The sequence below is a fragment of the Geovibrio sp. ADMFC3 genome, assembly GCF_054687035.1.
Genome location: NZ_BAAFZG010000002.1, coordinates 396,003 through 418,077, shown reverse-complemented (window position 1 = coordinate 418,077; position 22,075 = coordinate 396,003). Strand labels below are relative to the sequence as shown.

General features: G+C 43.7%; 22 protein-coding genes. 6 read left to right on the top strand and 16 right to left on the bottom strand.

Annotated elements, in window-relative coordinates; genetic code table 11:
* Window positions 1-43 precede the first annotated feature (43 nt).
* Complete coding sequence (locus tag ACYRYY_RS02225; RefSeq protein ID WP_460213864.1) at window positions 44-409, top strand: hypothetical protein; 366 nt, start codon at window positions 44-46, stop codon at window positions 407-409.
* 30 nt (window positions 410-439) lie between these two features.
* Entirely contained in the window at window positions 440-1,495 is a 1,056-nt protein-coding gene (gene mtnA / locus ACYRYY_RS02220; protein ID WP_460213863.1) for an S-methyl-5-thioribose-1-phosphate isomerase, read from the top strand.
* A gap of 69 nt (window positions 1,496-1,564) precedes the next feature.
* On the opposite strand, the gene ACYRYY_RS02215 is transcribed toward mtnA, so the two are convergent.
* The 14 genes from ACYRYY_RS02215 to hemE all read right to left on the bottom strand — a co-directional run bounded on the left by ACYRYY_RS02215 (window position 1,565) and on the right by hemE (window position 15,207).
* Window positions 1,565-1,972: a CBS domain-containing protein gene (locus tag ACYRYY_RS02215; RefSeq protein ID WP_460213862.1), complete on the bottom strand. Its 408-nt coding sequence runs from the start codon at window positions 1,970-1,972 to the stop codon at window positions 1,565-1,567.
* 11 nt (window positions 1,973-1,983) lie between these two features.
* Window positions 1,984-3,861 carry an acyl-CoA synthetase gene (locus ACYRYY_RS02210; protein ID WP_460213861.1) on the bottom strand — a complete coding sequence of 626 codons (1,878 nt, stop codon included), beginning with the start codon at window positions 3,859-3,861 and terminating at the stop codon, window positions 1,984-1,986.
* Between the two features lie 148 nt (window positions 3,862-4,009).
* Entirely contained in the window at window positions 4,010-5,929 is a 1,920-nt protein-coding gene (locus tag ACYRYY_RS02205) for a DUF294 nucleotidyltransferase-like domain-containing protein (RefSeq protein ID WP_460213860.1), read from the bottom strand.
* Window positions 5,930-6,034: 105 nt separating this feature from the next.
* The gene (locus ACYRYY_RS02200; RefSeq protein ID WP_460213859.1) at window positions 6,035-6,412 is read right to left on the bottom strand and encodes a hypothetical protein; all 378 of its coding nucleotides are present in this window, start codon (window positions 6,410-6,412) and stop codon (window positions 6,035-6,037) included.
* Window positions 6,413-6,534: 122 nt separating this feature from the next.
* On the bottom strand, window positions 6,535-8,340 hold the full coding sequence (locus ACYRYY_RS02195; protein ID WP_460213858.1) for a sodium:solute symporter family protein: 1,806 nt from the start codon (window positions 8,338-8,340) through the stop codon (window positions 6,535-6,537).
* Between the two features lie 10 nt (window positions 8,341-8,350).
* On the bottom strand, window positions 8,351-8,605 hold the full coding sequence (locus ACYRYY_RS02190) for a DUF4212 domain-containing protein (protein ID WP_460213857.1): 255 nt from the start codon (window positions 8,603-8,605) through the stop codon (window positions 8,351-8,353).
* Between the two features lie 812 nt (window positions 8,606-9,417).
* Window positions 9,418-9,960 carry a hypothetical protein gene (locus ACYRYY_RS02185; protein ID WP_460213856.1) on the bottom strand — a complete coding sequence of 181 codons (543 nt, stop codon included), beginning with the start codon at window positions 9,958-9,960 and terminating at the stop codon, window positions 9,418-9,420.
* On the bottom strand, window positions 9,899-10,747 hold the full coding sequence (locus ACYRYY_RS02180; RefSeq protein ID WP_460213855.1) for an HDOD domain-containing protein: 849 nt from the start codon (window positions 10,745-10,747) through the stop codon (window positions 9,899-9,901). The genes ACYRYY_RS02185 and ACYRYY_RS02180 overlap by 62 nt, the downstream gene beginning before the upstream one ends.
* Window positions 10,748-10,764: 17 nt before the next feature.
* The gene (locus ACYRYY_RS02175) at window positions 10,765-11,361 is read right to left on the bottom strand and encodes a hypothetical protein (RefSeq protein WP_460213854.1); all 597 of its coding nucleotides are present in this window, start codon (window positions 11,359-11,361) and stop codon (window positions 10,765-10,767) included.
* A 12-nt stretch (window positions 11,362-11,373) separates the two neighbouring features.
* On the bottom strand, window positions 11,374-11,775 hold the full coding sequence (locus tag ACYRYY_RS02170; protein WP_460213853.1) for a TFIIB-type zinc ribbon-containing protein: 402 nt from the start codon (window positions 11,773-11,775) through the stop codon (window positions 11,374-11,376).
* Entirely contained in the window at window positions 11,766-12,323 is a 558-nt protein-coding gene (locus tag ACYRYY_RS02165; RefSeq protein WP_460213852.1) for a UbiX family flavin prenyltransferase, read from the bottom strand. The genes ACYRYY_RS02170 and ACYRYY_RS02165 overlap by 10 nt, the downstream gene beginning before the upstream one ends.
* Window positions 12,324-12,331: 8 nt before the next feature.
* Window positions 12,332-13,189 carry a UbiA-like polyprenyltransferase gene (locus tag ACYRYY_RS02160; protein WP_460213851.1) on the bottom strand — a complete coding sequence of 286 codons (858 nt, stop codon included), beginning with the start codon at window positions 13,187-13,189 and terminating at the stop codon, window positions 12,332-12,334.
* Window positions 13,190-13,246: 57 nt separating this feature from the next.
* Entirely contained in the window at window positions 13,247-14,200 is a 954-nt protein-coding gene (gene hemH, locus ACYRYY_RS02155) for a ferrochelatase (protein WP_460213850.1), read from the bottom strand.
* Window positions 14,200-15,207, bottom strand: a complete 1,008-nt coding sequence (gene hemE, locus ACYRYY_RS02150; protein WP_460213849.1) for a uroporphyrinogen decarboxylase — start codon at window positions 15,205-15,207, stop codon at window positions 14,200-14,202. The genes hemH and hemE overlap by 1 nt, the downstream gene beginning before the upstream one ends.
* 268 nt (window positions 15,208-15,475) lie before the next feature.
* Between hemE and serA the strand changes: the two genes are divergently transcribed.
* Together serA and ACYRYY_RS02140 are read left to right on the top strand one after the other, a co-directional pair.
* On the top strand, window positions 15,476-17,098 hold the full coding sequence (gene serA, locus ACYRYY_RS02145) for a phosphoglycerate dehydrogenase (protein WP_460213848.1): 1,623 nt from the start codon (window positions 15,476-15,478) through the stop codon (window positions 17,096-17,098).
* A 6-nt stretch (window positions 17,099-17,104) separates the two neighbouring features.
* Window positions 17,105-17,500: a secondary thiamine-phosphate synthase enzyme YjbQ gene (locus tag ACYRYY_RS02140; protein WP_460213847.1), complete on the top strand. Its 396-nt coding sequence runs from the start codon at window positions 17,105-17,107 to the stop codon at window positions 17,498-17,500.
* A gap of 86 nt (window positions 17,501-17,586) precedes the next feature.
* On the opposite strand, the gene ACYRYY_RS02135 is transcribed toward ACYRYY_RS02140, so the two are convergent.
* Window positions 17,587-18,513: a GGDEF domain-containing protein gene (locus ACYRYY_RS02135; protein ID WP_460213846.1), complete on the bottom strand. Its 927-nt coding sequence runs from the start codon at window positions 18,511-18,513 to the stop codon at window positions 17,587-17,589.
* Entirely contained in the window at window positions 18,503-19,978 is a 1,476-nt protein-coding gene (gene lysS / locus ACYRYY_RS02130) for a lysine--tRNA ligase (RefSeq protein ID WP_460213845.1), read from the bottom strand. Before lysS ends, ACYRYY_RS02135 begins: the two co-directional genes overlap by 11 nt.
* 271 nt (window positions 19,979-20,249) lie before the next feature.
* On the opposite strand from lysS, the gene ACYRYY_RS02125 reads away from it, so the two are divergent.
* Both ACYRYY_RS02125 and mreC read left to right on the top strand, forming a co-directional pair.
* Complete coding sequence (locus tag ACYRYY_RS02125; RefSeq protein WP_460213844.1) at window positions 20,250-21,272, top strand: rod shape-determining protein; 1,023 nt, start codon at window positions 20,250-20,252, stop codon at window positions 21,270-21,272.
* Window positions 21,273-21,279: 7 nt separating this feature from the next.
* The gene (gene mreC / locus ACYRYY_RS02120; protein WP_460213843.1) at window positions 21,280-22,071 is read left to right on the top strand and encodes a rod shape-determining protein MreC; all 792 of its coding nucleotides are present in this window, start codon (window positions 21,280-21,282) and stop codon (window positions 22,069-22,071) included.
* Window positions 22,072-22,075: the final 4 nt, after the last annotated feature.

Here is a 22,075-nt window from a genome sequence, read left to right as displayed (position 1 = left end):
AGTGTAATATTTAGAAATAATTATTTTTTCCGGTGTGTGGATAATGGATTTATACAACAAGGAGAAGCGTAACAATGAGAGAACGCAGATCCGTACTGAATTTTTTATAAGAAAAGAAGGGAAGGGAGAGCTTTTTGAGCCTTTCAAGGTTTTTGACATCTCCGAAAAAGGGTTGCGTGTCAAAGACAATGGAAAACTCCGTGGTTCAGATACTTTTGAAATAGGTACCTATGATAAAGTGAAAAGCCTCGGTGTAAATGATGCCGGAGAGAACCCAACGTACAACGATACTCTTTTTGTCGGTATTATGAAAGGGCGTGCAGTCTGGTTTGATGCACATTGGACGGGCATAGAAATATACGAGATATCAAAAGAATGCGCCGGCAAGCTCCGTATGCTGGCTGATTAAACTTAAATCAAATTTTCATCCGGTGAATCTATGAGACATTCATTTAAGCTGCCCGGAACCGTTGAATGGAAAAACGGTGAGCTTTATTTTCTTGACCAGACAATGCTGCCTCTTGAAACAGTATCTGAAAAACAGGAAACTGCCGAGCAGGTTTGGGATTCAATTAAGCGTCTAAAAGTAAGGGGAGCGCCGGCTATCGGTATTGCAGGCGCTTACGGACTTGTTGTCGGCATGAGAAATAAACAGGCACTTCCCGCTTCCTTATTTATGGAGGAGCTTCATAAATGCGCCGAATATCTTAACTCCTCCCGCCCCACTGCCGTCAATCTTAGCTGGGCATTGAACCGTATGGTAAACAATGCAAAAGTCAGCGGATTAGCAGATTCGGCGGCCTTGTATGATCTGCTTGTTCAGGAAGCGGAATCAATCCATGCTGAAGACCGTGCCATCTGTGACGGAATAGGAAAATACGGTGCGGAACTGATTAGGGAAGGGTGCGGCGTTCTGACTCACTGCAATGCAGGAGCTTTGGCTACATCAGGCATAGGCACAGCGACTGCTCCTATGTACACAGCACATTTGCAGGGACGCCGTTTCAGAGTTTTTTCCGATGAAACCAGACCTCTTCTTCAGGGCTCACGTCTTACTTCATGGGAGCTTCAGAGGGCAGGGATTGATGTGACACTTATCTGCGATAATATGGCGGCATCAATTATGGCAAAAGGTGAGATTGACCTTGTGATCGTAGGAACAGACAGAGTAGCGGCGAATGGCGATGTTGCAAATAAAATAGGCACTTTAGGCGTTGCTGTGGCAGCAAAACATTTCGGGATACCTTTTTATGTGGCTTGTCCGTCATCGACCGTTGATCTTGATACTGCACTCGGCGGGGATATAGAAATAGAAGAACGTGATGCGGAGGAAGTGACATCCTTTGGAGCAAAACGTACAGCGCCGGATGGGATAAAAGTTTGTAACCCTGCGTTTGATGTAACGCCGAATGAGCTTGTGACAGGTATTATAACGGAGAAAGGAATAATAAAAGCCCCATACAAAGAAGCACTTATAAGTATGTTCCGGAAATAGGGGCAGTTATAGGGGGTACTGTTTTTCGGGACTGCATGTCAGGCAATCCCGAAGCCCTGTTAAGCCGGTTTAACGGGAAAGGGCTTTCAGTACATCGCCAAGGGAAACAAGCCCTATCAGCTCTTCATTTTCAATAACCGGGAGACGGTGAACATATTTTTCAAGCATTATTCTTGCTGCTTCTTTCACATCTGAATCCGGGCTAATTGTGAATCTGGGTTCAGACATTACCATACGTACGGAGTTGTCTGTCAGCTCTTTAATATCAATAAGAGGTATGGCGTCCGCATCATTAAGTATATCGGGGAGTGCCATCATTACATCTGATTCGCTGAAAACACCGATAAGCTTGTTGCTGCTGTTTACCACAGGCAGTCCGGAAATTTTGTTTGTTCTGAGTCTGAGGATAACTTCTTTTATCGTTTCATCAGGCTTTGCGCTAATAACCTTTGTTGTCATTATGTCTCTAATCTTCAAATCTGACTCCTTTACATCTGCATTGCTATATCTTTAAGCAGATCACGGAGGATAACCCCGTCGGGAGATTTCGGCAGTGTCCGTGTGAATCTTATTTCACTGGGCAGAGCGATTTCTCCTATTTCTTCAATAATCCGCTCTCTCAATTCCCGAACCGTAGTGTCGTGATAGCTTTCATCTATCTCTTTTTTCAGAACGCTGAACGCAATAAGGGCATCCCCGCGCTTCTCATCGGGAATGCTGACTACGGCGCAATCTTCAACGTTGTCGTGTGTTTTTATTGCTTCTTCAATCTCAATCAAACTGAGCCTTTTACCGCCCAGGTGGAGAACATCGTCAAGCCTGCCTTTAAGGGTAAGATACCCTTCGGAATTAATCTCTGCGGAGTCTCCTGTTTTGAAGAATACATGATTATTATAAGATTTCCAGTAAATTTTTTTATAAGTGTCATAGGAATTATTTATAGTCCGGCAGAGGGAGGGCATTGGTCTGTCCAGAACCAGAGCCCCCTGAGTTCCCGCTTCGGGGAGAATTTCTCCGCTGGCGTTGTTGATTATGCTTACAGAAACGCCGGGCAGAGCCTTTGCCACGGTGCCCGGTCTGCATTCTTCATATCCGGGAATGGCTGATGCAATTGCGCCTCCGGTCTCTGTTATCGAGTATATGTCGAAAAGTGCGGCATTATAATTGCCCAGTGCTTTTGCTGCCCACTCTCTGACATCGTCTGTCATTTTCTCTCCGCCGGTGGCTATCAGCTCTAAGGTATCGAGCTTCATATACTTCTTCTTTTTTTGCGCTGCGTTCATAAGAGATTTCAATATTGACGGACGGGTATATAGTTTGTTTACACAGAATTTATCACATATATCATAAAATCTGTGTGCATTGTCCATGTCTATTGTGTCTTCAAACACCAGAACAGTTTCACCGGCCATCAGTGGACCGTATACCAAATAGGAGTGTCCGGTTATCCATGCGATATCTGCCGTACACCAGAATGTGTCTGTATCACGGGCATCAAACATCAGTAAATAAGAGAAATAAGCCCAAAGCAGATAACCTGCGGTATGAAAAACCAGGGCTTTAGGGTCTTTCATATTCGTGGAGGTGTAGAGCATGAACATGGGATCTTCAGCGTTTGCGTACTCCTGACCATGATTTTTGGCTATGGAGTAATGCTCATCGCTTATCAAATCATGGAACCATATATCACGCAGGGGCTTCATATGAACTCTTTTTGAAACCCTTTCCACCACTATGCAGTACTGGGGCTGGTGGTCTGAAACTATAAGTGCGTTGTCCAGTTTGTTCTTAAGATTCTGATTGGCAGTAACTGTTCCGTCTGAAGTGATGATTATCTTCGGGCGGCAGTCGTTTATTCTGTCTGCAAGAGAGTCAGTAGAGTAGCTTGTGTGATAAACAATGTGAACAGCACCCAGCTTCACACATGCGAGCATGGCTATAATAAGTTCCGGTATGTTAGGGAGGTGAAGGAGAACCTTATCTCCTTTTTTCAGTCCGAGTTTTTTGAGTGCCGAGGCGCATTTGATCACTTCGGAATAAAGTGACTGGTATGTATAAACCATCTGGGCGTGATCAGCACCTTTCCATATTATTGCTGCCTTGTTTTTCTTAGTGGTTGTAAGGTGTTTGCCGAGTATATTTTCAAGGGCACATAGCGTTCCGTTCTCATAAAATCTGGGAGCAAGCTTCTCACCCCAGTACAGAGAGGTGTATTCCTTTTCCCATACGAGATATCTTTTCGCCAGATAGTCATGCAGCTTTTCATAATCGCCGCTTAGAGAACGTATTTTATCCATTTCTGCTTTGTTAAGAGAGTGCCGCTGGAAGTTTTTGCAGTTATTTGCAAGTCTGGAATAAATGGACATGATCCACCTCTGTATGCTGAAAAATAACACATCTGTTTAAAAATGTACAGTTATTAAAATTATATCTATTATAATAATACACGATTTAAAAATAAATTATCTTAAATCGGTTTTTAAATTATTTGCTGACAATTCCTCTGTTTTGTTTTTAGCGTCCTATTATTTTTGAAAAATATCTCTTAGTGGAATCCTGAAGCTTGCTGGTTACTTTAAATGCTTCTTTCAGCAGATCTGCTTCCTGCTCGCTCAGGGTATCGGGGTCAAGATAATGACTGGGGTATTCTCCCTGTTCAATGAGGTTTATCTCGTTTTGTAAACGCAGGTAAGTGAACGATTCAAAGGCTGCTTTAAGGTTTTCGATTGTGGATCTGTTGAACAGCTTTTTTTCCTGAAGAACATCAAGTCTGTCAAGGGTTGTCACTGCATGTATTCCCTGCTGAAGAGTGAACATTCTGGCGCAGTCCACAATGAAAATACTGCCGTTTTCCTTGAGGGAGAGCTTGCCCTTGTGGTCTTTTTCACCCGAAGTTATAAACCTGCCTATGAGATTGAGGGGAACCTTATGTTTGAAATCCAGCTCCATCATCTGAAACAGGAACAGCGGATTAGCCTTAATCTCCTGAAATACTGTTTCACGCAGGCTTTCACAGAGTGACTCCTCTCCGAGAATGGGCATGAAGTCAAAAAAAATGGATGAATAACGCACCCTCTGCGGTTCGGGTACACGAATCCATCTGCTGACACGCTCTTTCCACTCGGAAAGCCGTCCACGCCAGCTCGGATTATTTACCATAACCTGCCCGTTGCAAAGCGGGTAGCCCACATCCGCCAAAGCAGTAACCAGCCTTTCCGCCAGAGAATCAAAGAACGCCTCAACCTCTTCATGAAGTTCTTCAGGGTAGTCTTCAAAGATGAAACCGTTATCCTGATCGGGTCCGAGGAGCATTTCTTTACGCCCGCCGCTTCCCATTATGATAAATGAATATTTTATCGGAGGAGCCTTGTGCCCCTCTTTTATCATTGAAAGCATAACCAGCTCAAAACAGCGTCGTATTATGCTGTGATGGATGTATGACAGTATCTCCATTGTTTCAACATGTGAGCGGTTTTCCGCAAGCAGTATCTTTGCAACTTTAAATATTTCACCCCTGATTTTGGTGAGTTCCTCTATGGTTTCAGCTTCTTTTGCGCTTCCCACAAGGAGCATTGATTTCTGGCTGCGGAATTTCATCAGATCCTGTATTGATACAATCCCCGCAATTGAACTGCCCTCAATTATGGGCAGATGCCTTATGCTGTGGCGGAGCATAAAAGTTGCCGCTTCATACATGTATGTGTCAGGGGTCATAAAATAAGGATTAGGCGTCATTACATCCTTTGCGGTATAATGTTTGAGGCAGTTTTCCGTATCTGTTGCAAGAACTTTCCTCACCATATCTCTTTCTGTTACTATCCCTGTCATTTTTCCGTTTTCATCGCAAACGACTATGGCAGCAATATCCAGTTCTGTCATTTTCAGTGCGACTTCCTGTACGGGAGTATTCATGCGGCATGTTTTTACAGGTCTGGACATCATTTCCCTTAAACGCTTCTGAAAAGGGTAGGCCTCCATTTGTGCAACAGGATCGAGAGACTTGTGTTCTGTCATCTCTCTGTATAGTTTGCGTATCTGGGAATAGATCGCCTTGTTGAAGTAGTTGGATATTATCGGGTACTGCTGTGCGAGGGCAAGTAACGGCTCTTTGGGAATGAGCAGGCAGTGGGTTTCTTCAGTTGTTTTTGCTCCTGCTGCGTATGTTTCCCCCGTGAAGATAGGAGACCAGCCGAAGAAGCCGCCGATGTTACGGTAGTCGACCACCATTTCAACGCCTTCACTGGTTTCGGCGCTTATTTCCACCTGACCTTTCCGTATGAAATACAAAAAACCGCTGGGGTTTGATTTTTGAGTAAATATTACAGTATCCGCAGGATACACTGCGGTTCTTGATAATGCTTCCAGCTCATCTGCGGCTTTTTCAGAAATATGGTTAAATGGTTCGCATTCGCGCAGCTGCTTAAGATCGGTCATAATCTTTACCCCGTGAATGAATACTTTGTGTCATTATAACAAAAAAGTCTCCCGCCGGAGACTTTTTCTGATGAAGCTGAAATATGAAAACGTAGACAGTGAGTATTATTCAGCGGCGGCTGTTTTCTTTTTTTTGCCGAATACCATGGGGTGCGCCTGCTGACGGAGTATAAAGTCAGCAAATATTTTACCCCAGATTGTGATTCCCGCCATTGCGGACCATTTATCATAAGGATAACCCAGAGCTATTACGCCGAAAGCAGTCCAGAGAGTGAAGAGACCGGCAACAAGGTTGACTGTTCCTGTAAACGGCGCCCATTTTTTCGGGTTTGCAGGCTGTTCTCCTCTTTTGAGGGCAACTTCGGAGTAGTCATTCTTGATAAAAATGCGCCAAGCCCTGCGAAGCCAGAAAAAAGTCAACGGAAAAAGTGCAAGGAATAATACCCACGTAAGAGCAAGGCTGACGTATGAAGAATAATGCATTTTAAGCTCCTTATGTTCAGCATAGGCGGTTTTCTGCCTTTGCTTTATAAACTGTCCCGCCGGAAGACGCTCCCGGCGGGACAGTGTCAATCATTTCCTTTCCAATTCAGGAAAGAGGTCTATTAGTGTCCACCGGTGGCTTCGCCTGCGCCTCTGGGGATACGTACGTTCTCTACCATTTCTGCAATATGCTCAGGAACAGGCGTTGTCATGTTCTTAACAGCGAATGCCACTGCAAAGTTTATTACTGCGCCTATTGCTCCGAATGCGTTGGGAGATATGCCGAAGAAGAAATCTTTCCCGCCGAAGAACTGGTAAAACTCAGTGCCTTTGATGTAGAATATTCCTGTGTGAGCAAACACATAGAACATTGTAACAAAGAGACCGGCGAGCATGCCTGCTATGGCTCCCTGTTTGTTCATGGTTTTGCTGAATATTCCCATCATAAGAGCGGGGAAGATGGAAGCAGCCGCAAGACCGAAGGCTATTGCCACCGTACCTGCTGCAAAGTCAGGGGGGTTCATCCCCAGATATCCGGCTCCGACTATAGCGAAAGCCATTGCTATTCTTCCTGCCATCAGCTCGCCTTTTTCAGTGAGATCCTTCATGAACATGTTTTTAAGAAGGTCATGTGAAACTGCGGATGATATAGCAAGGAGAAGACCTGCTGCCGTTGAAAGAGCTGCCGCAAGACCGCCCGCTGCCACAAGTGCTATAACCCAGTTGGGAAGCCTTGCGATTTCGGGGTTTGCAAGAACCATAATATCCACGTTTACGCCGAGTTCATTGCCCTGCCAGCCAGCTGCTTCAGCTTTGGAGAGGAATTCGGCATCTTTGGACTTGTCATTGTAGTACTGAATACGTCCGTCATTATTTTTGTCTTCAAACTTAAGAAGTCCTGTAACTTCCCAGCGTTTGAACCACTCAGGACGGTTGTCGTATTGTATGCTTGCTTCTTCTGCAAAAACATCGCCGCCAGACTGGACAGCAGTGTTTATTGTGGAGTGAAGGTTAAGGCGAGCCATAGCAGCAACAGCAGGAGCTGTTGTGTAAAGAATGGCTATGAAAACCAGTGCCCAGCCTGCTGAAGAACGGGCATCCTTAACCTTGGGAACAGTAAAGAAGCGAATGATAACGTGGGGAAGACCCGCCGTACCGATCATCAGTGATACTGTGTAAACAAACATGTTCAGTTTATCGCCCGGAACCGCTGTGGTGTATTTGCCGAATCCCAGATCGTTTACGATATGGTCAAGCTTTTCAAGCAGATACATATCAGAACCTGAAAAAGATGAACCGAGACCAAGCTGGGGAATAGGGTTGCCGGTAAGGTGGAATGATATGAATATAGCGGGGATAGTGTAAGCAAGAATCAGTACGCAGTACTGTGCAACCTGAGTATAGGTTATGCCTTTCATACCACCGAAAACCGCATACATGAAAACTATCGCCATACCGATTATAACGCCCATGTTGTTTGATACGCCGAGAAAGCGGGAAAACGCCACGCCAACACCGGTCATCTGACCGATAATATACGTGGTTGAAGCTACCAGAAGACAAATAACCGCCACAATTGTTGCTGTGTCGGAGTAGAAACGTGCTTTAAAGAAATCAGGTACTGTAAATTTTCCGAATTTTCTCAGGTAAGGTGCAAGAAGCATAGCGAGAAGAACATATCCGCCTGTCCATCCCATAAGGAACAGAGCGCCGCCGTAACCCATGTAACCGATCATTCCTGCCATTGATATGAAAGACGCCGCAGACATCCAGTCTGCTCCGGTTGCCATACCGTTTAATACCGGATGCACACCGCCGCCTGCGACATAAAACTCTTTTGTGCTGCCCGCACGCGCCCAGAAGGCGATTCCTATGTAGAGGGCAAATGTCAAGCCGACTACCAGATACGTTGTTGCCTGTAAACTCATTGTCCCCTCCTTATTTCTCTGCTACATCAAACTCTTCGTCTATCTTGCCCATGAGTTTCGCATAGATGAAAATAAGAGCGACAAAGATATAGATGGAGCCCTGCTGTGCAAACCAGAAACCGAGGGGGTAGCCGCCCAGTTTGATTTTGTCCAGCACGCTTGAAAACATTATTCCTGCTGCGTAAGAGCATAAGAACCATACGATCAGGACATTGCGAATCAGTCCTAATACTTTTTTCCAGTAAAGCTCATGTGACTTTTCCATAAAAACAACACCTCGCTAGGTTATTTCTGTACTCCGAAATTGGCTGTCCGATTTTTCTGTTTCAGCAACCTCCCTATGCCTTGTGAAATTCAGGTTAATTTGTGAGTTTTTAATTAACCTGAATTTCTACTCAGAGAATAGTAAAGCGTTTTAAAATTGTCAACATTAAAAAATCCTGTATTATAGATGGTTTGTGTGCAGTATACAATTTTACCATTTCTAAGTTACGGTAAAAACTAAGTATTGGACTGCATTGATATGCTCAATGTTTCTTTAAAAAAAGTTTATATAAGTCAAAATTAAAACTTTTTCACCTCTTCGCTATTCTGGTTATGTGTTAAAGTATTTTTATATATAAAATATTTGTAAATAGCAGTTTTTTATTATTTTTAAACTCATTCTTACACTTGTTTACTATGTCAAAAGTGTATTTAACATTAAAACCTGAATATATGTAAAATATATATAGCTTAAGCCACCACTCATGGTTTTTCAGATTTAGTGTATTTAATGTATAATATAAATAGAACTATGTTTTTATAATGTTGAGTTATTTTTATTTAAGTAGTTTAAAATTATGAGAAATTTCAGATTTTGACTGTCAACAGTCAGAGGAAAAATGAATATGAATAACCCGGGAGAGAAACTGCCTTATACTATACAGTGGTTTTTAACCTATTTATGATATTTTAACATATAAAAATTGCAGCAGATGTAAAAAATATAAATTTGAATTAAATTCGTGCAGAATGGATCAGGAGCGGTGAGGAAGTGAAAACCGCCGGTGTTACCGGCGGCATTTGTAAACGTTTCTATTTATTTTCTTTTTTGGTCAGCATAAGCTTTATTGTGCCTTTTATGGGCTGAAAGAAATAATCAGGGGTGTCTGCTGTTGTCTGCCCCTGCTTAACAAATGTATCTTCTGCGGACGGCATGAATTCGTACACAATTACAAGCTCTTTTTCATCCTTTGACGGCACATAAAACTCAAAGGATTTGTGACTGAGCATTTTGATGCTGCCAAGATTTTTGAATACATGGGATTTTTCCTGAAACTGACCGCGGAGAGAATCGGAAACGTCCAGAGTAACGTTGCTGGCGAATGTACGGCTTATGTTCTGGATTACGCCTTTCACTATTATCCCGCTGCCCATAGGACTGAAGTCATAAAAAGCCCTGAAATGTTCAGATGCGGCAACATAACCGTAATCCTCACGAAGTTCGTTGGTCGGTTTGTAATTGAGCGGCGCTCCTGCGCATGATACTGCAAAAACGCAGGCGCAAAGGAAGACGCTAAATTTTAAAAAGTTCTTTCTCTTTTCCGTATATGTCCATAAGTGCTGTTTCAAGCTCATCAGCGTCCTCCGGTACTATTCCTAGGTATTTCATTGAGTTCTGAAACTTTTCTGTATCGTGGTGATTGTTTATTCCTATAAGCTTTGATTTGGTAAGATTATTGGCAAAGCATATCAGATGTGCCAAGTCTTTATACTTGCTTCTGTCCGGCTGGTGGTGCCACCGTACCACATCAGTCAGGTGTTCAGGCATTCCCCATTTTTCAAGGGCGAGCCCTCCCACATCAGTGTGGTCAAACCCCAGAGTGTCATTTTCCATCTGTCTCAGATCAAGCATTTTATTGTAAGCATCCTGAACTATTGTTTCATAGCTGCTTACCTCTTTCGCCAGTATAAGCTGACCAAGGTCATGTAAAAGTCCTATTATGAAACATTCTTCCGCAAGAGAGGGTTTAACTTTAAGCGCTGCGAGCCTAGCACCTATGGCGACTGTAAGCGAATGCTCCCACAGTTTCTGCTCAAGAAGGCGCAGATTCCCGGAACCAAAGAGCGCTTTGGAAGAGAGGGATATTACAAGGTTTTTAACTGTGTTCATCCCCAAGTAGGTTATTGCCTGTTTTATGGTGGAGATTTTGGATGAGGGGCTGTAAAGGGCGGAGTTCGCAAGACGGAGGATCTCCGTAGTAAGCCCCATATCCTTTGATACGCAGTAAACAAGGTCTGTCACATGATAGTCCGGATTTTCAAGGATTTTCACTACCTTAAACGCCGTCTGCGGTATTGGAGGAAAATCCCTGACCGAGTCCAGTATATTCTTAAGCTTGTCAGACTCATTAATCCGTTGCATCAATCACTCAGTAGTTGTTATTTTTCGTCTTTGTCGTCAAGAGGTATAGATTTTGCCTCAATTGCTTTTCTTTCTGTTTCTGCAGATTCTTTTTCAGGAGCCTGCTCTTTATTTTTCTTTTTTATGTCGAAAATGTCCATATTTTTATCTGCAATTTCAGATTCAATGGATTTGATCATGGAGTATTCGGGTTCGATCATATCCGCTTCGATATAGCCTTCGTTGACCAGCTCAATGGCTTTTTTGCCGAGAAGCTTAAGTCTTTCGTCTTTTTTCTTTTTAAGTGCCACTATGTCGAGTTTGATTTTAGCTATTTTAGTAAGCCTGAGAACCTCTTCTTTTCCTTTCTCGTAGCTGTCCTTAAGCCAGTCGCCCATTTTTTCGCCGGTGTTGTGTACTTTATTCTCAAAGGAGCCGTGCCTGTGTTTGTAGTTTCCGTAGTTGCTGCGTTTTTTCGCCTGCTCAGAGGGCTCATCCTCTTCTTTGGCTTCTTCTTCGTCAAGATCCACATCTGAGCAGCAGGATGAATCATGGGCGAATTTTTTGCGTGTTTCAACTTCTTCTGTTTCTTCGATTTCTTCTGTCTCTTCCTGACTGCGTTTCTCTTTATCCATAATTTCCTCCTGTTATCTCGTCAAAATCTCTATTTTTTCCTGCTGCAGATGAATTATGCAGATCAGGATAATATTTATAAGCAGCGAGAACATAAACAGCACATATCCTGCAATATATGCCTTAGACTCTTTTACCGCAGGTCTTTTCGGCGGGATAAGGTATTTTATTTCCATCCACGGAGTATAAACTGAGGCAGCGAGGTCGGTTTCGAGAAACTCTCCTTTTTCAATACCGCTCAGGATCTCCTGTTCGCTTAAGCCCTGTTTTGCTTCCTCACCCGAAGCCACATCAAAACGGTTTGCCTTCTTCTTCACCGGATAAACCCGCCCGCAGGAGGGGCATTCCGTTTTCTTTCCCTGTTTAAAGGAAAATTCTGCGGAGCAGTTTTTACAGATGCCTTTTATCATTCCCATCTTTTAAAGAGCCTGTGGTCTGTTTTAAGTATATCAAATATTTTCCCGATCATAAACGATATAAGATCGTCTATGGATTCAGGCTTATGGTAAAATGCAGGTGCAGCAGGCATTATAACAGCACCCGCCTGTGCCAGTTTTGTGAGGTTTTCAAGGTGAATCAGATTAAGCGGAGCTTCCCTGAACAGGATTATCAGATCCCTTCTTTCCTTCAGTGCCACATCTGCGCAGCGCTCCACAAGATTTGAACTCACTCCGGATGCAATACGCCCCACACAGCCCATGGAGGCAGGAGCGATAATATAGTGATCCACCATAAAAGAACCGCTGGATACAGGTGCAGCAAAATTTCTGCTGTCATGAAAAATGACATTATTGCCGTAATCTTCCTGATTGAATTCTTTTCCGGTTTCGATCCTTATGTTTTCATGACCGTCTGGGGTTATGCAGACATGGATTTCAGCATCAAGCTTTGACAGCTCGTCCAGAAATCTTAATCCGTAAACAGCCCCGCTTGCACCGGTTATGCCGAGAAAAAACTTTTTCATAAGTTATATTAGATAAATATATCAACGGCTGTAAAGAGGAATATAGTTAGACTGATATAAGCGTTGAGATTAAAAAATGCCATGTCCAGTTTTGAGAGGTCATGGGGCTTGAGTATAGCATGTTGATAAAGCATGAAAATACCTGTGAGGAAAACCCCTGCGAGATATACCCACCCCAATCCGAACATGAATTTAGCGGAGAAAAAGATCAGGAACGCTAAAGCATGAAGCGCACGGGCAAGATTCAAAGAACCTGTGACTCCGATGTATCTGGGAATTGAGTGGAGATTCTCTTTTCTGTCAAAGTCAATATCCTGACATGCGTACACTATATCAAATCCCGCCACCCAGAGGAGAACGGCAATACCCAACATCACTATTGACGTGCTGACTTCACCCCTGACTGCAACCCATGCCCCGATGGGTGCAAGCCCCAGAGCAATGCCCAGAACTATATGGCAGAGGAAGGTAAAACGTTTTGTATATGAGTAAAGTATAAAAATACCCAGAGGAATAGGGGAGAGCATGAAGCACAGCGGGTTCAGCATATATGCGGCAAAAAGATATACCGCAAATGATATGGCCGTGTAAAGTCCTGCTTCTTTCCTGCTTATTCTGCCCGCAGGTATATCTCTCTTGGCGGTTCTGGGGTTACGTGCGTCTATTGCCGCATCCACAAGCCTGTTAAAGCCCATTGCACCGGAACGTGCGCCGAGAACGGCGATGACTATCCAGAACACTGTGAGAACAGACGGAAGACCCTCGGCTGCCAGAAGCATTCCTGTGAAAGCAAAGGGGAGGGCAAAAAGTGTATGTTCAACTTTTATCATGCTTAAAAAAGTTTTTAGTTTTTCCAATTCAGTCACCAATCAATACATTAGATTAATCAGTCCTTCTAACAGGGCTGCCGCAGTGCGGTAGGTTTAAGTGAGCAAAACATTATATATGCTTTCGGCGAAGTCGTCCGAAGCATTGAGGCTTTCTATCCTTGTTATATTTATGCCTTTTGCCCTTATGTGGCTGATGTATTCCTCATCAAGCTCAATAAGGGTTTCGATGTGGTCTGAAACAAAGGATATGGGGACGACGATTATATTATCCGTTCCCGCATCCGCAAGCTGATCCAGCTTTACGGATGTTTCAGGCCCCAGCCATTTTACCGGACCTGTGCGGCTCTGATAAGCCAGAGAGTAATTATAGTGCCGCAGCATATCTTTAATAAAGGTGATCTGTTCCTCCAGATGGATGGTGTACAGGTCGCCTTTATCCAAGGTATATTCCGGCAGAGAATGGGCGGAGTAAAGGATATGGCATTCTGTCAGCGGTTTTCCAAGAGCTTCCGCTGCTTTGTAGATGCGGGCTATGAGGCAGCTGTTGTAACTTTCATTGAGATGCCAGAAGGGGATACGCTTCATATGCCCCTTTATGCTCACTGTCTTCAGTTTTTCGTCAAAACGCTTGAAGCACAGACCGCTTGTGGTGTAGGAATCCTGCGGGTACATAGTCATCACATATATATTTCCGAACTCCGAACCGTTCAGCTTATCCAGCTCATCTTCAATATACGGGTGGTAGTAGCACATTCCTGTCCTTACTTCCAGTTCTCTGCCTGTTTTTGCATAATAAACCGCAGAGGTTTTTTCCAGAACGGTTTTCATGTGCTTAAGCTGGGGTGAGGAACCACCCATTTTCTCATAAAGAGGGGCAACTTTTTTGGAACGTGATTTCGCTATTACGCCCGCAAGAATATTCTGCGCCCATGTTCCGATTTTAAAATCGATTATGGTGCGGTCTGAAAACAGATTTTTGAGAAAGGGGCGGATCGCCTCAACAGAGTCGGGTCCGCCCATATACATAGCGAAAAGAAGGTCTTTCATCAAACGCCTTTAACTATATCCACAAGGTGTTTCACATTTTCCACCGGAGTCTGGGGCATAATGCCGTGACCAAGGTTGAATATGTGTCCTTTAAGTGATTTTCCTTCTTCAAGGATTATATTAGCGTATTTTGTGATGGTGTCCTTATCTGCGAAAAGCAGAGCGGGATCCATGTTGCCCTGAAGCACAAACTTGTGTTCAAGTGCGGCATCCGCTTGTTTAAGGCTGGTTTTCCAGTCAACGCCCAGTGCAGCGCAGTTCAGTTTTTTGATCATGGGGTAGAACGATGAACTGTCCTTAGCGAAGTAGATGAAGTGCGCTCCTTTAACAGACTCCGCAACTCTCTGAACATAGGGGAATATGAATTCTTTATATTCGTACGTAGATACGAGTCCCGCCCATGTGTCAAACATCTGGACAACGGGACAGCCGCAGTCAACCTGCGCCTGAAGGTAGGAAATCGTGTTGTCTGTGAGTTTCTCCATGAGTGTTGTGTATGCTTTTGTATTGTTGTGCATGAGTTTTTTAACTTCGAGGAAGCTTTTTGAGCCTTCGCCTTCTATCATATAGCAGGCAAGGGTAAAAGGAGCGCCGGAAAAGCCTATAAGCGGTACATTAAGCTTGCTTATCATAAGTTTTATTGCATCCATGACGAATTTAAGTTCGGTCTTGGGATCAACAAGTCTCATCCTTTCAGCATCTGCAAGGGTTCTCACAGGGTTTGATATATAAGGAGCGGGTTTAAAATCCAGATTAACGCCCATAGGCTCGATGGGTACAAGAATGTCGGAAAAGAGGATGGCGCAGTCCAGCCCGAAAGCATCTATAGGCTGAAGAACAACTTCGCACGCCAGTTCCGGAGTTTTGCAGAGTTCAAGAAAGCTGACCTTGCTTCTCACGTCTCTGTATTCCTTCATGTACCTGCCTGCCTGCCTCATAAGCCAAATAGGGGGTCTGTCGGTTTTTTCTCCATTGAGGGTTCTTAATAAAAGGTCATTAAAAGCCATTTAGTTCTCCGTGAAATTTTTTGATACCATTACAATTGAAATCAAACTATAGCAATACATAACCATGTTGCCAAGTCAATTAGTAAAGCCGTGAATGTAAAAATTATATTCCGGTTAATTTAAGTGTGTATTTATTTGTTAATTACGTTCTATTTCGGTTAACATTTAGTATCTTATTGCCATCTGATAAGCGTTTTGGTAGTCTGTACGCTCCCCCTGACGCTTTCAGGTACGGGATGCAAATTATAGCGATAAAAGAGGGCAGCGAATGGCACAATTTGATGTAATCATTACGGATCATATCTCCGAAGAAGGAGTCAAGATACTTCAGGCATCCGGAGATATCAACGTTGACATCAGAGCCGGCATTAAAAATGACGACCTGAAACAGATCATCGGCAATTATGACGCAGCAATAACCAGAAGCGGAACAACCGTTACTGCTGACCTGCTGGAAAACCCCGGAAAACTCAAAATCCTCGGACGTGCAGGTGTCGGGCTTGATAATGTGGACATTGAGGCAGCCAGTAAAAAAGGTATCATAGTAATGAACGCCCCCACAGGGAATACCTTAGCCGCCACTGAGCTTACCATGGGTATGATGCTTGCAGCTGTGAGGAAAATTCCCGCCGCTAATGAGTCGGTTAAATCTATTAAGTGGGACAGAAAGAAATTTATGGGGATTCAGCTCCATGGGAAAACCCTTGGGATAGTTGGTCTCGGGCGAATAGGCGGAAATGTTGCCATAAGGGCGAAAAGCTTCGGGATGAAAATAGTTTCCTTTGACCCTTATATAAAACAGGCTAAGGCAGATTCTCTCGGCGTTACCCTTTGTGACAGCCTTGAGGATGTTCTTAAGCAGGCGGATGTGATAACTTTTCATACACCTCTTACTGATGAAACTAAAAACATTATAACTAAAAAAGAAATAGATATGATGAAGGACGGCGTAGTTATCGTCAACTGTGCCAGAGGCGGCATAGTAAATGAGGATGACCTCTACGATGCCCTTGTATCCGGCAAGGTTTTCTCTGCCGCTGTGGATGTTTTCACCAAAGAGCCCCTTGGAGAAAATAAACTGCTTACCCTTGATAATCTGTTTGTTACACCCCACATAGGTGCAAATACAGAAGAGGGACAGCGTGATGTTGCACTTCTTATAGCACAGCAGGTTGTAAACGCTCTGCACGGCAAATCTTATGAAAACGCTGTTAATATCCCCTTCATGAAGTCTCAGCTCAGTGTTGAGATGCAGAAGTATTTTGACCTTATAGAAAGGATGGGGCATCTCCTTGCACAGCTCACCAAAGGCAGACCTGAAAGGGTTGAAGTCACAATGGTTGGGCACAAGTTTGACGAAGATTTCTTTGAAAGAACCTTCGATACTCCCTTCAACTTTCAGGCGTTTACGATTGCAGGTCTTCGCGGTCTTCTTGAGTTTAATGTGAAGGAAACTGTTTCATATATCAATGCCCCCTATATCGCAAAGGACAGAGGAATTGACATTCAGGAGAGCAAAACCCTTGCATACGGCAAGTTTAATGATCTCCTTGTTATGAAAGTTAAGACGGATAGGGAAGAAAAGGTAATAGGCGGAACAGTTTTCCCCGACGGATACGGACGAATTACTATTTTCGACCAGTTCTTCCTTGATATGATATGCCAGGGAACATACATATACATCAGAAACTCCGATACACCCGGTGTTGTGGGTAAGATCGGAACTCTTCTCGGCAACAACAATATAAATATAGCAGGTTTTGAACTCAGCCGTCTGAAAGGCGGGGATGCGATTTCGTTTATCTCCGTTGACAGCGAGGTTCCGAAATCTGTTCTTGACCAGATACAGGCGATCCCCGGCATTATCGAAGCCAAGGTCGTTGTTCTTTAAGGACAAATGGTAGAGCTTAATATATCTACAACAGCAAAAATCCGGATGGCGGACATAACCCGCCTTCTGGAGGATGCTGTTATTCAAAACGGATGGGAAGACGGTATCCTTACTGTCTTCACTCCGCACACCACAGCGGCTGTTACCATAAATGAAAACGCTGACCCCGATGTTCAGTGTGATATGACAGCCTTCATGAATAAGCTTGTTCCTGACGAGGCATATTTCCGCCACTCTGAAGGGAATTCAGACGCACACATCAAATCAAGCCTTTTCGGATGCAGCGAGACGATAATCGTGGAGAACTCCCGCCTTGTTCTCGGCACATGGCAGGGCGTTTATTTCTGCGAATTTGACGGACCCCGTCAGAGAAAAGTCTGGCTGAAATTTATTGGAAAATAGGGGCTGGCTGCTCTCTGTCTTTATTATACTAACTTAATTTAGATTCTGTGGTTTCATGCAGTTTGAACTTTGGATGATAGGAGCAGTTATAAAACGGTTACTCTGTCTCTGCCGTCACGCTTGCTGATGTAGAGAGCCTTGTCTGCGTTCTGGATCATTTCTTCTGAATGGTAAAATTTAGGGTCAAACTCTGTTACGCCGGCGCTGAAGGTGATCTTAAAACAGCCGGTTTCGCTTTCAAAAACCATGCTCTTAAGTCCGTCTCTTATTCTTTCAAGGGCGATTAAGGCGTGAGCAGTGTCTGTTTCAGGGAAGACTATGGCAAATTCCTCACCGCCGTAGCGTGCCGCCATATCTGTCTCACGTATGTTCTCACCGATTATCACCGCAAAAGCCCTGAGAACTTCATCACCTTTCGGATGTCCGTATGTGTCATTCACTTTTTTGAAGAAGTCTAAATCAAGGAGTGCTATGGTAAACCTGTTGCCGTAACGTTTTGATTTATCAAATTCGGTTTTAAGCCTGTCTTTAAAGTATGAGTGGTTATAAAGCAGTGTGAGCCCGTCCTTTTTTGCCATCTGTTCGAGAAACTCATTTTGTTCAAGAACATTTGTGGATGCAAAGGCAAGCTCAAACACTGTGTTTTCAAGCTCTTCTGTCTTGGCTTGAAGTTCCATAGTCATTGCGAAATATTTCACAAGGATATTGTAATGTATAATGAGATCCTCCACCGGATCATCCGTGTGGGTGAACTCAAAAAAGTAATCTCTGGAAAGGGACAGAAACTGATGATCAAACTCTCTGTTTGCTATGAAAAGAAAAAAGTTTTCATTAGCAAGCATAGACGCAAGCTTTTCCGCAGTGTCGCCTTTACGCACCTCATAGATGATGACCTTCGGTCCTTCATCCTGATGTGAGCAGTCCCACTGGATACTTTCAGGGAAAAGCTGTTTCAGAGTTTCTGTAATTTCCTCGCTTTTTGTACAGCGATAAACTTTAGGACTAACCTGCATCCTCCGGTCTCATATGGGGAAAGAGAATAACTTCTCTTATGGACTGGCTGTCAGTAAGCAGCATAACCAGTCTGTCTATACCAAGTCCTGCGCCTGCCGTGGGGGGAAGCCCGTATTCAAGTGCGCGGATGTAGTCACTGTCCATGGCGTGAGCTTCTTCATCGCCCGCTTCCTTTTCAGCAACCTGTTTTTCAAATCTTTCTTTCTGATCAATAGGGTCGTTAAGCTCATTAAAACCGTTGGAAACCTCAAACCCGCCTATGAAAAGTTCATAACGTTCGGTGATTTCCGGATTATCCTTCCTTGATTTTGCCAGAGGGGAAACCTCTTTAGGATAATCTGTAATAAATATCGGATCAAAAAGTTTTTCCTCAACTGTATTTTCAAAAATTTCCAGAACAATTCTTCCTTTGCCCCAGCTGTTGTTGATGAAAATGCCTAAATCTTCTGCGGTTTTTCTCGCTGAATCATATTCCGCAAGCTGTTCAAGGGTAATTCCTTTTTCTCCGAGATCGACTATTGCCTGTTCCATGGTCATGCGTTTCCATGGCGACTCAAGGTCGATGGTGCGTCCGTTAAAAGGAATCTTAGCTGTCCCGCACACTTTGATGGCGATATTGCGCACGAATGTCTCTATCATATCCATAAGATCATGATAGTCAGCATATGCCATATACCATTCTATCATAGTAAATTCGGGATTGTGGCGTGTTGATAAGCCTTCGTTGCGGAAGCTTCTGTTTATTTCAAAAACACGCTCAAAACCGCCGATAACAAGTCTTTTCAGATAAAGTTCCGGCGCTATGCGCATATAAAGGGGCATATCAAGCGCATTGTGGTGGGTAACAAAGGGTTTTGCTGTTGCCCCGCCTGCTATGGGCTGCATCATTGGCGTTTCCACTTCCATGAAGTCCTTAGAAAGGAAAAAGTTCCTTACTTCCTGAATTATAGCGCTTCTTTTGCGGAAAATGTTACGGACATTATCATTAACTATGAGATCAACATATCTTCTGCGGTATCTCTGCTCAACATCTTTAAGCCCGTGGAACTTTTCGGGAAGATCTCTCAGTGATTTTGTAAGCAGTGAGAATCTTTCCGCATATATTGTCAGTTCACCGGTTTTTGTTCTGAAGACAAAGCCGGAGATACTCACGAAGTCGCCAACATCGGTAAGCTCAAAAACATTGTACTGATCTTCCGCTAGGTCGCCTTTTTTAAGGTATGCCTGAATATTTCCCGTTCTGTCTTTAAGGTTGAGGAAGTTAACTTTACCGAACTGTCTCATTGCCATTACACGTCCGGCTACGGTAAAGGTGTATTTTTTTTCTAGAAGTTCATGCCCGTCAGTATTTTCAAATCTTTCAGACACTTCTTTTATGCTGAATGGAATCTTAAATGAATTTACATAAGGCTGAACATTGTTTTCCGTGAGTTTTTGAAGTTTTTCCAGACGGTGCTGATCCATGTTGAATGTGTTTTCTCCTTGAAGATTGCCTGCGGTGAAACCCTGATCCTGTGCAGTTTCCAAAGGCAGGATATAATATTTGAATAGTGTGTTTTTACCATCTTAATGTGTTGACTTGTTATACAAAAATCTTTAATCTATTACAAGAAAGAAATTTTTTATGACCTTTCCGGCACTTTAACTTGTCTTTATTTTGCCGAAACCGTCACATAATAGTTGCATAAGCATGAGTTTTGATTTATTTCAGCATGCAAGCCGGAGGTAAAAAGGAATGTTAAACGGTCTCTACAATATTTTTTCTAGCGACCTTGCCATAGATCTTGGAACAGCCAATACACTGATTTACGTTAAAGGCAAGGGAGTAGTTTGCGATGAACCCTCAGTGGTAGCCATAAACAACCATAACAAAGAAACCCTCGCAGTGGGGGACGAAGCAAAATGTATGCTGGGGAGAACACCCGCCAACATTGTTGCTATACGTCCCATGAAGGACGGAGTTATAGCCAGCTTTGAACACACTGAGAAAATGATTCGTTATTTTATCCAGAAAACCCTTAATAAAAAGAAATTCATCGGTCCCAGAATTGTTATCTGTGTCCCCTCCGGCGTTACTCAGGTTGAGAAGCGTGCTGTGAAGGATACGGCGATTCAGGCAGGCGCCCGTGAGGTTTACCTTGTTGAGGAACCCATGGCGGCTGCAATCGGCGCCGGACTTCCCATAGAAGAGCCTTCGGGCAACATGGTAGTTGACATAGGCGGCGGAACAACGGAAGTTGCCGTTATATCTCTTTCAGGTATAGTTTACTCAAACTCTGTCCGTGTCGGCGGGGATGAGATGGACGAGGCGATAGTTAACTACATCAAGAGGAAATACAACCTCCTGATAGGTACAAGCACATCTGAAAAAATAAAGAAAGAAATAGGCTCTGCCTTCCCGATGGAAGAGCGTAAAACAATAAAAATCAAAGGGCGTGACATGGTTTCCGGTATCCCCCAGACAAGGGAGATAACAGATGCCGAAGCAAGGGAAGCTATTGAAGAGGCTGTTACGAAAATCGTTGACGCTGTAAGGATTGCCCTTGAAAAAACTCCGCCTGAACTTTCTGCAGATATAGTTGACAGAGGCATTGTACTCACTGGCGGCGGTGCGCTCCTTAAAGGACTTGACAGGCGTCTTGAATCAGAAACAAAGCTTCCTATCCTTGTTGCTGATGATCCGCTCAGAGCTGTTGTTATGGGTGCGGGTAAGGTGCTTGACAATATCGAGCTTCTCAAAAAAGTAACCATAGACTAGTTTATCGATGACCGGCTGGAAAAAAATAGCGGGAATAACAGCCTTTCTTTTTTTCCTCATTCTGCTTCAGGTGCAGAACCCTGAAATTAACGGACCATTCAAAGGGATTTTCGGCAATGTCGTAAATCCCTTTATTTATTACTCTTCCAAGACAGCGGGCTTTTTTGGCGATGTCTGGAGCGGGTATATAAACCTTGTGTATGTCCGTCAGGATAACCTTGAGCTTAAAGAGAAGAATGACAGGCTTAAAATGGAGAATTCTCTCCTCCGTGAAAAAGTTTTGGAATATGAAAGGCTGAAAAAGCTTCTTAACTTTAAAGAGGCGTACAGCTTTCAGTCTGTTGCGTGTAATGTAGTGGGCAGAAACGTTGACGGCTATCTCAAGTACATCATCATTGACAGAGGTTCTGAAGACGGAATAGAGCTTAAAGATCCTGTGATCAGTTTTGAAGGTCTTGTGGGTTCTGTCAGCGAAGTTTACAAAAACACTGCCCGTGTGGATGTTATCCTCAACATTAAAAATAACGCAAGTATTATGAATAAACGTACCAGAGCAGTGGGTATAATCCGCGGCAACGGTGAAGGGCAGCTTGTGGTGGATTACTACGACAGGCTGGATAAAGTTGAGATAAACGATGAGCTTATAACATCGGGTCTCGGCGGTGTTTACCCTAAAGGCATTGCTGTGGGCGTTGTCAACAGGGTGGACGAAAAAGACACAGGGCTTTTCCAGGATCTTTTTGTGCGTCCTGTGGTGGATTTCTATAAGCTGGAAAATGTTTTAGTGCTGAAAAGGTAGTGCT

Bases quoted from the DNA above. Each gene is read 5' to 3' on its own strand.
- ACYRYY_RS02195 (WP_460213858.1), bottom strand. From the start codon at position 8,340: ATGAGTTTACAGGCAACAACGTATCTGGTAGTCGGCTTGACATTTGCC.
- ACYRYY_RS02200 (WP_460213859.1), bottom strand. From the start codon at position 6,412: ATGCATTATTCTTCATACGTCAGCCTTGCTCTTACGTGGGTATTATTC.
- ACYRYY_RS02190 (WP_460213857.1), bottom strand. From the start codon at position 8,605: ATGGAAAAGTCACATGAGCTTTACTGGAAAAAAGTATTAGGACTGATT.
- ACYRYY_RS02175 (WP_460213854.1), bottom strand. From the start codon at position 11,361: ATGGATAAAGAGAAACGCAGTCAGGAAGAGACAGAAGAAATCGAAGAA.
- ACYRYY_RS02165 (WP_460213852.1), bottom strand. From the start codon at position 12,323: ATGAAAAAGTTTTTTCTCGGCATAACCGGTGCAAGCGGGGCTGTTTAC.
- ACYRYY_RS02225 (WP_460213864.1), top strand. From the start codon at position 44: ATGGATTTATACAACAAGGAGAAGCGTAACAATGAGAGAACGCAGATC.
- ACYRYY_RS02125 (WP_460213844.1), top strand. From the start codon at position 20,250: ATGTTAAACGGTCTCTACAATATTTTTTCTAGCGACCTTGCCATAGAT.
- mreC (WP_460213843.1), top strand. From the start codon at position 21,280: ATGACCGGCTGGAAAAAAATAGCGGGAATAACAGCCTTTCTTTTTTTC.
- ACYRYY_RS02205 (WP_460213860.1), bottom strand. From the start codon at position 5,929: ATGACCGATCTTAAGCAGCTGCGCGAATGCGAACCATTTAACCATATT.
- ACYRYY_RS02170 (WP_460213853.1), bottom strand. From the start codon at position 11,775: ATGGGAATGATAAAAGGCATCTGTAAAAACTGCTCCGCAGAATTTTCC.
- ACYRYY_RS02210 (WP_460213861.1), bottom strand. From the start codon at position 3,861: ATGTCCATTTATTCCAGACTTGCAAATAACTGCAAAAACTTCCAGCGG.
- lysS (WP_460213845.1), bottom strand. From the start codon at position 19,978: ATGGATCAGCACCGTCTGGAAAAACTTCAAAAACTCACGGAAAACAAT.
- ACYRYY_RS02180 (WP_460213855.1), bottom strand. From the start codon at position 10,747: ATGCAACGGATTAATGAGTCTGACAAGCTTAAGAATATACTGGACTCG.
- ACYRYY_RS02185 (WP_460213856.1), bottom strand. From the start codon at position 9,960: ATGAGCTTGAAACAGCACTTATGGACATATACGGAAAAGAGAAAGAAC.
- ACYRYY_RS02140 (WP_460213847.1), top strand. From the start codon at position 17,105: ATGGTAGAGCTTAATATATCTACAACAGCAAAAATCCGGATGGCGGAC.
- mtnA (WP_460213863.1), top strand. From the start codon at position 440: ATGAGACATTCATTTAAGCTGCCCGGAACCGTTGAATGGAAAAACGGT.
- hemH (WP_460213850.1), bottom strand. From the start codon at position 14,200: ATGAAAGACCTTCTTTTCGCTATGTATATGGGCGGACCCGACTCTGTT.
- hemE (WP_460213849.1), bottom strand. From the start codon at position 15,207: ATGGCTTTTAATGACCTTTTATTAAGAACCCTCAATGGAGAAAAAACC.
- serA (WP_460213848.1), top strand. From the start codon at position 15,476: ATGGCACAATTTGATGTAATCATTACGGATCATATCTCCGAAGAAGGA.
- ACYRYY_RS02135 (WP_460213846.1), bottom strand. From the start codon at position 18,513: ATGCAGGTTAGTCCTAAAGTTTATCGCTGTACAAAAAGCGAGGAAATT.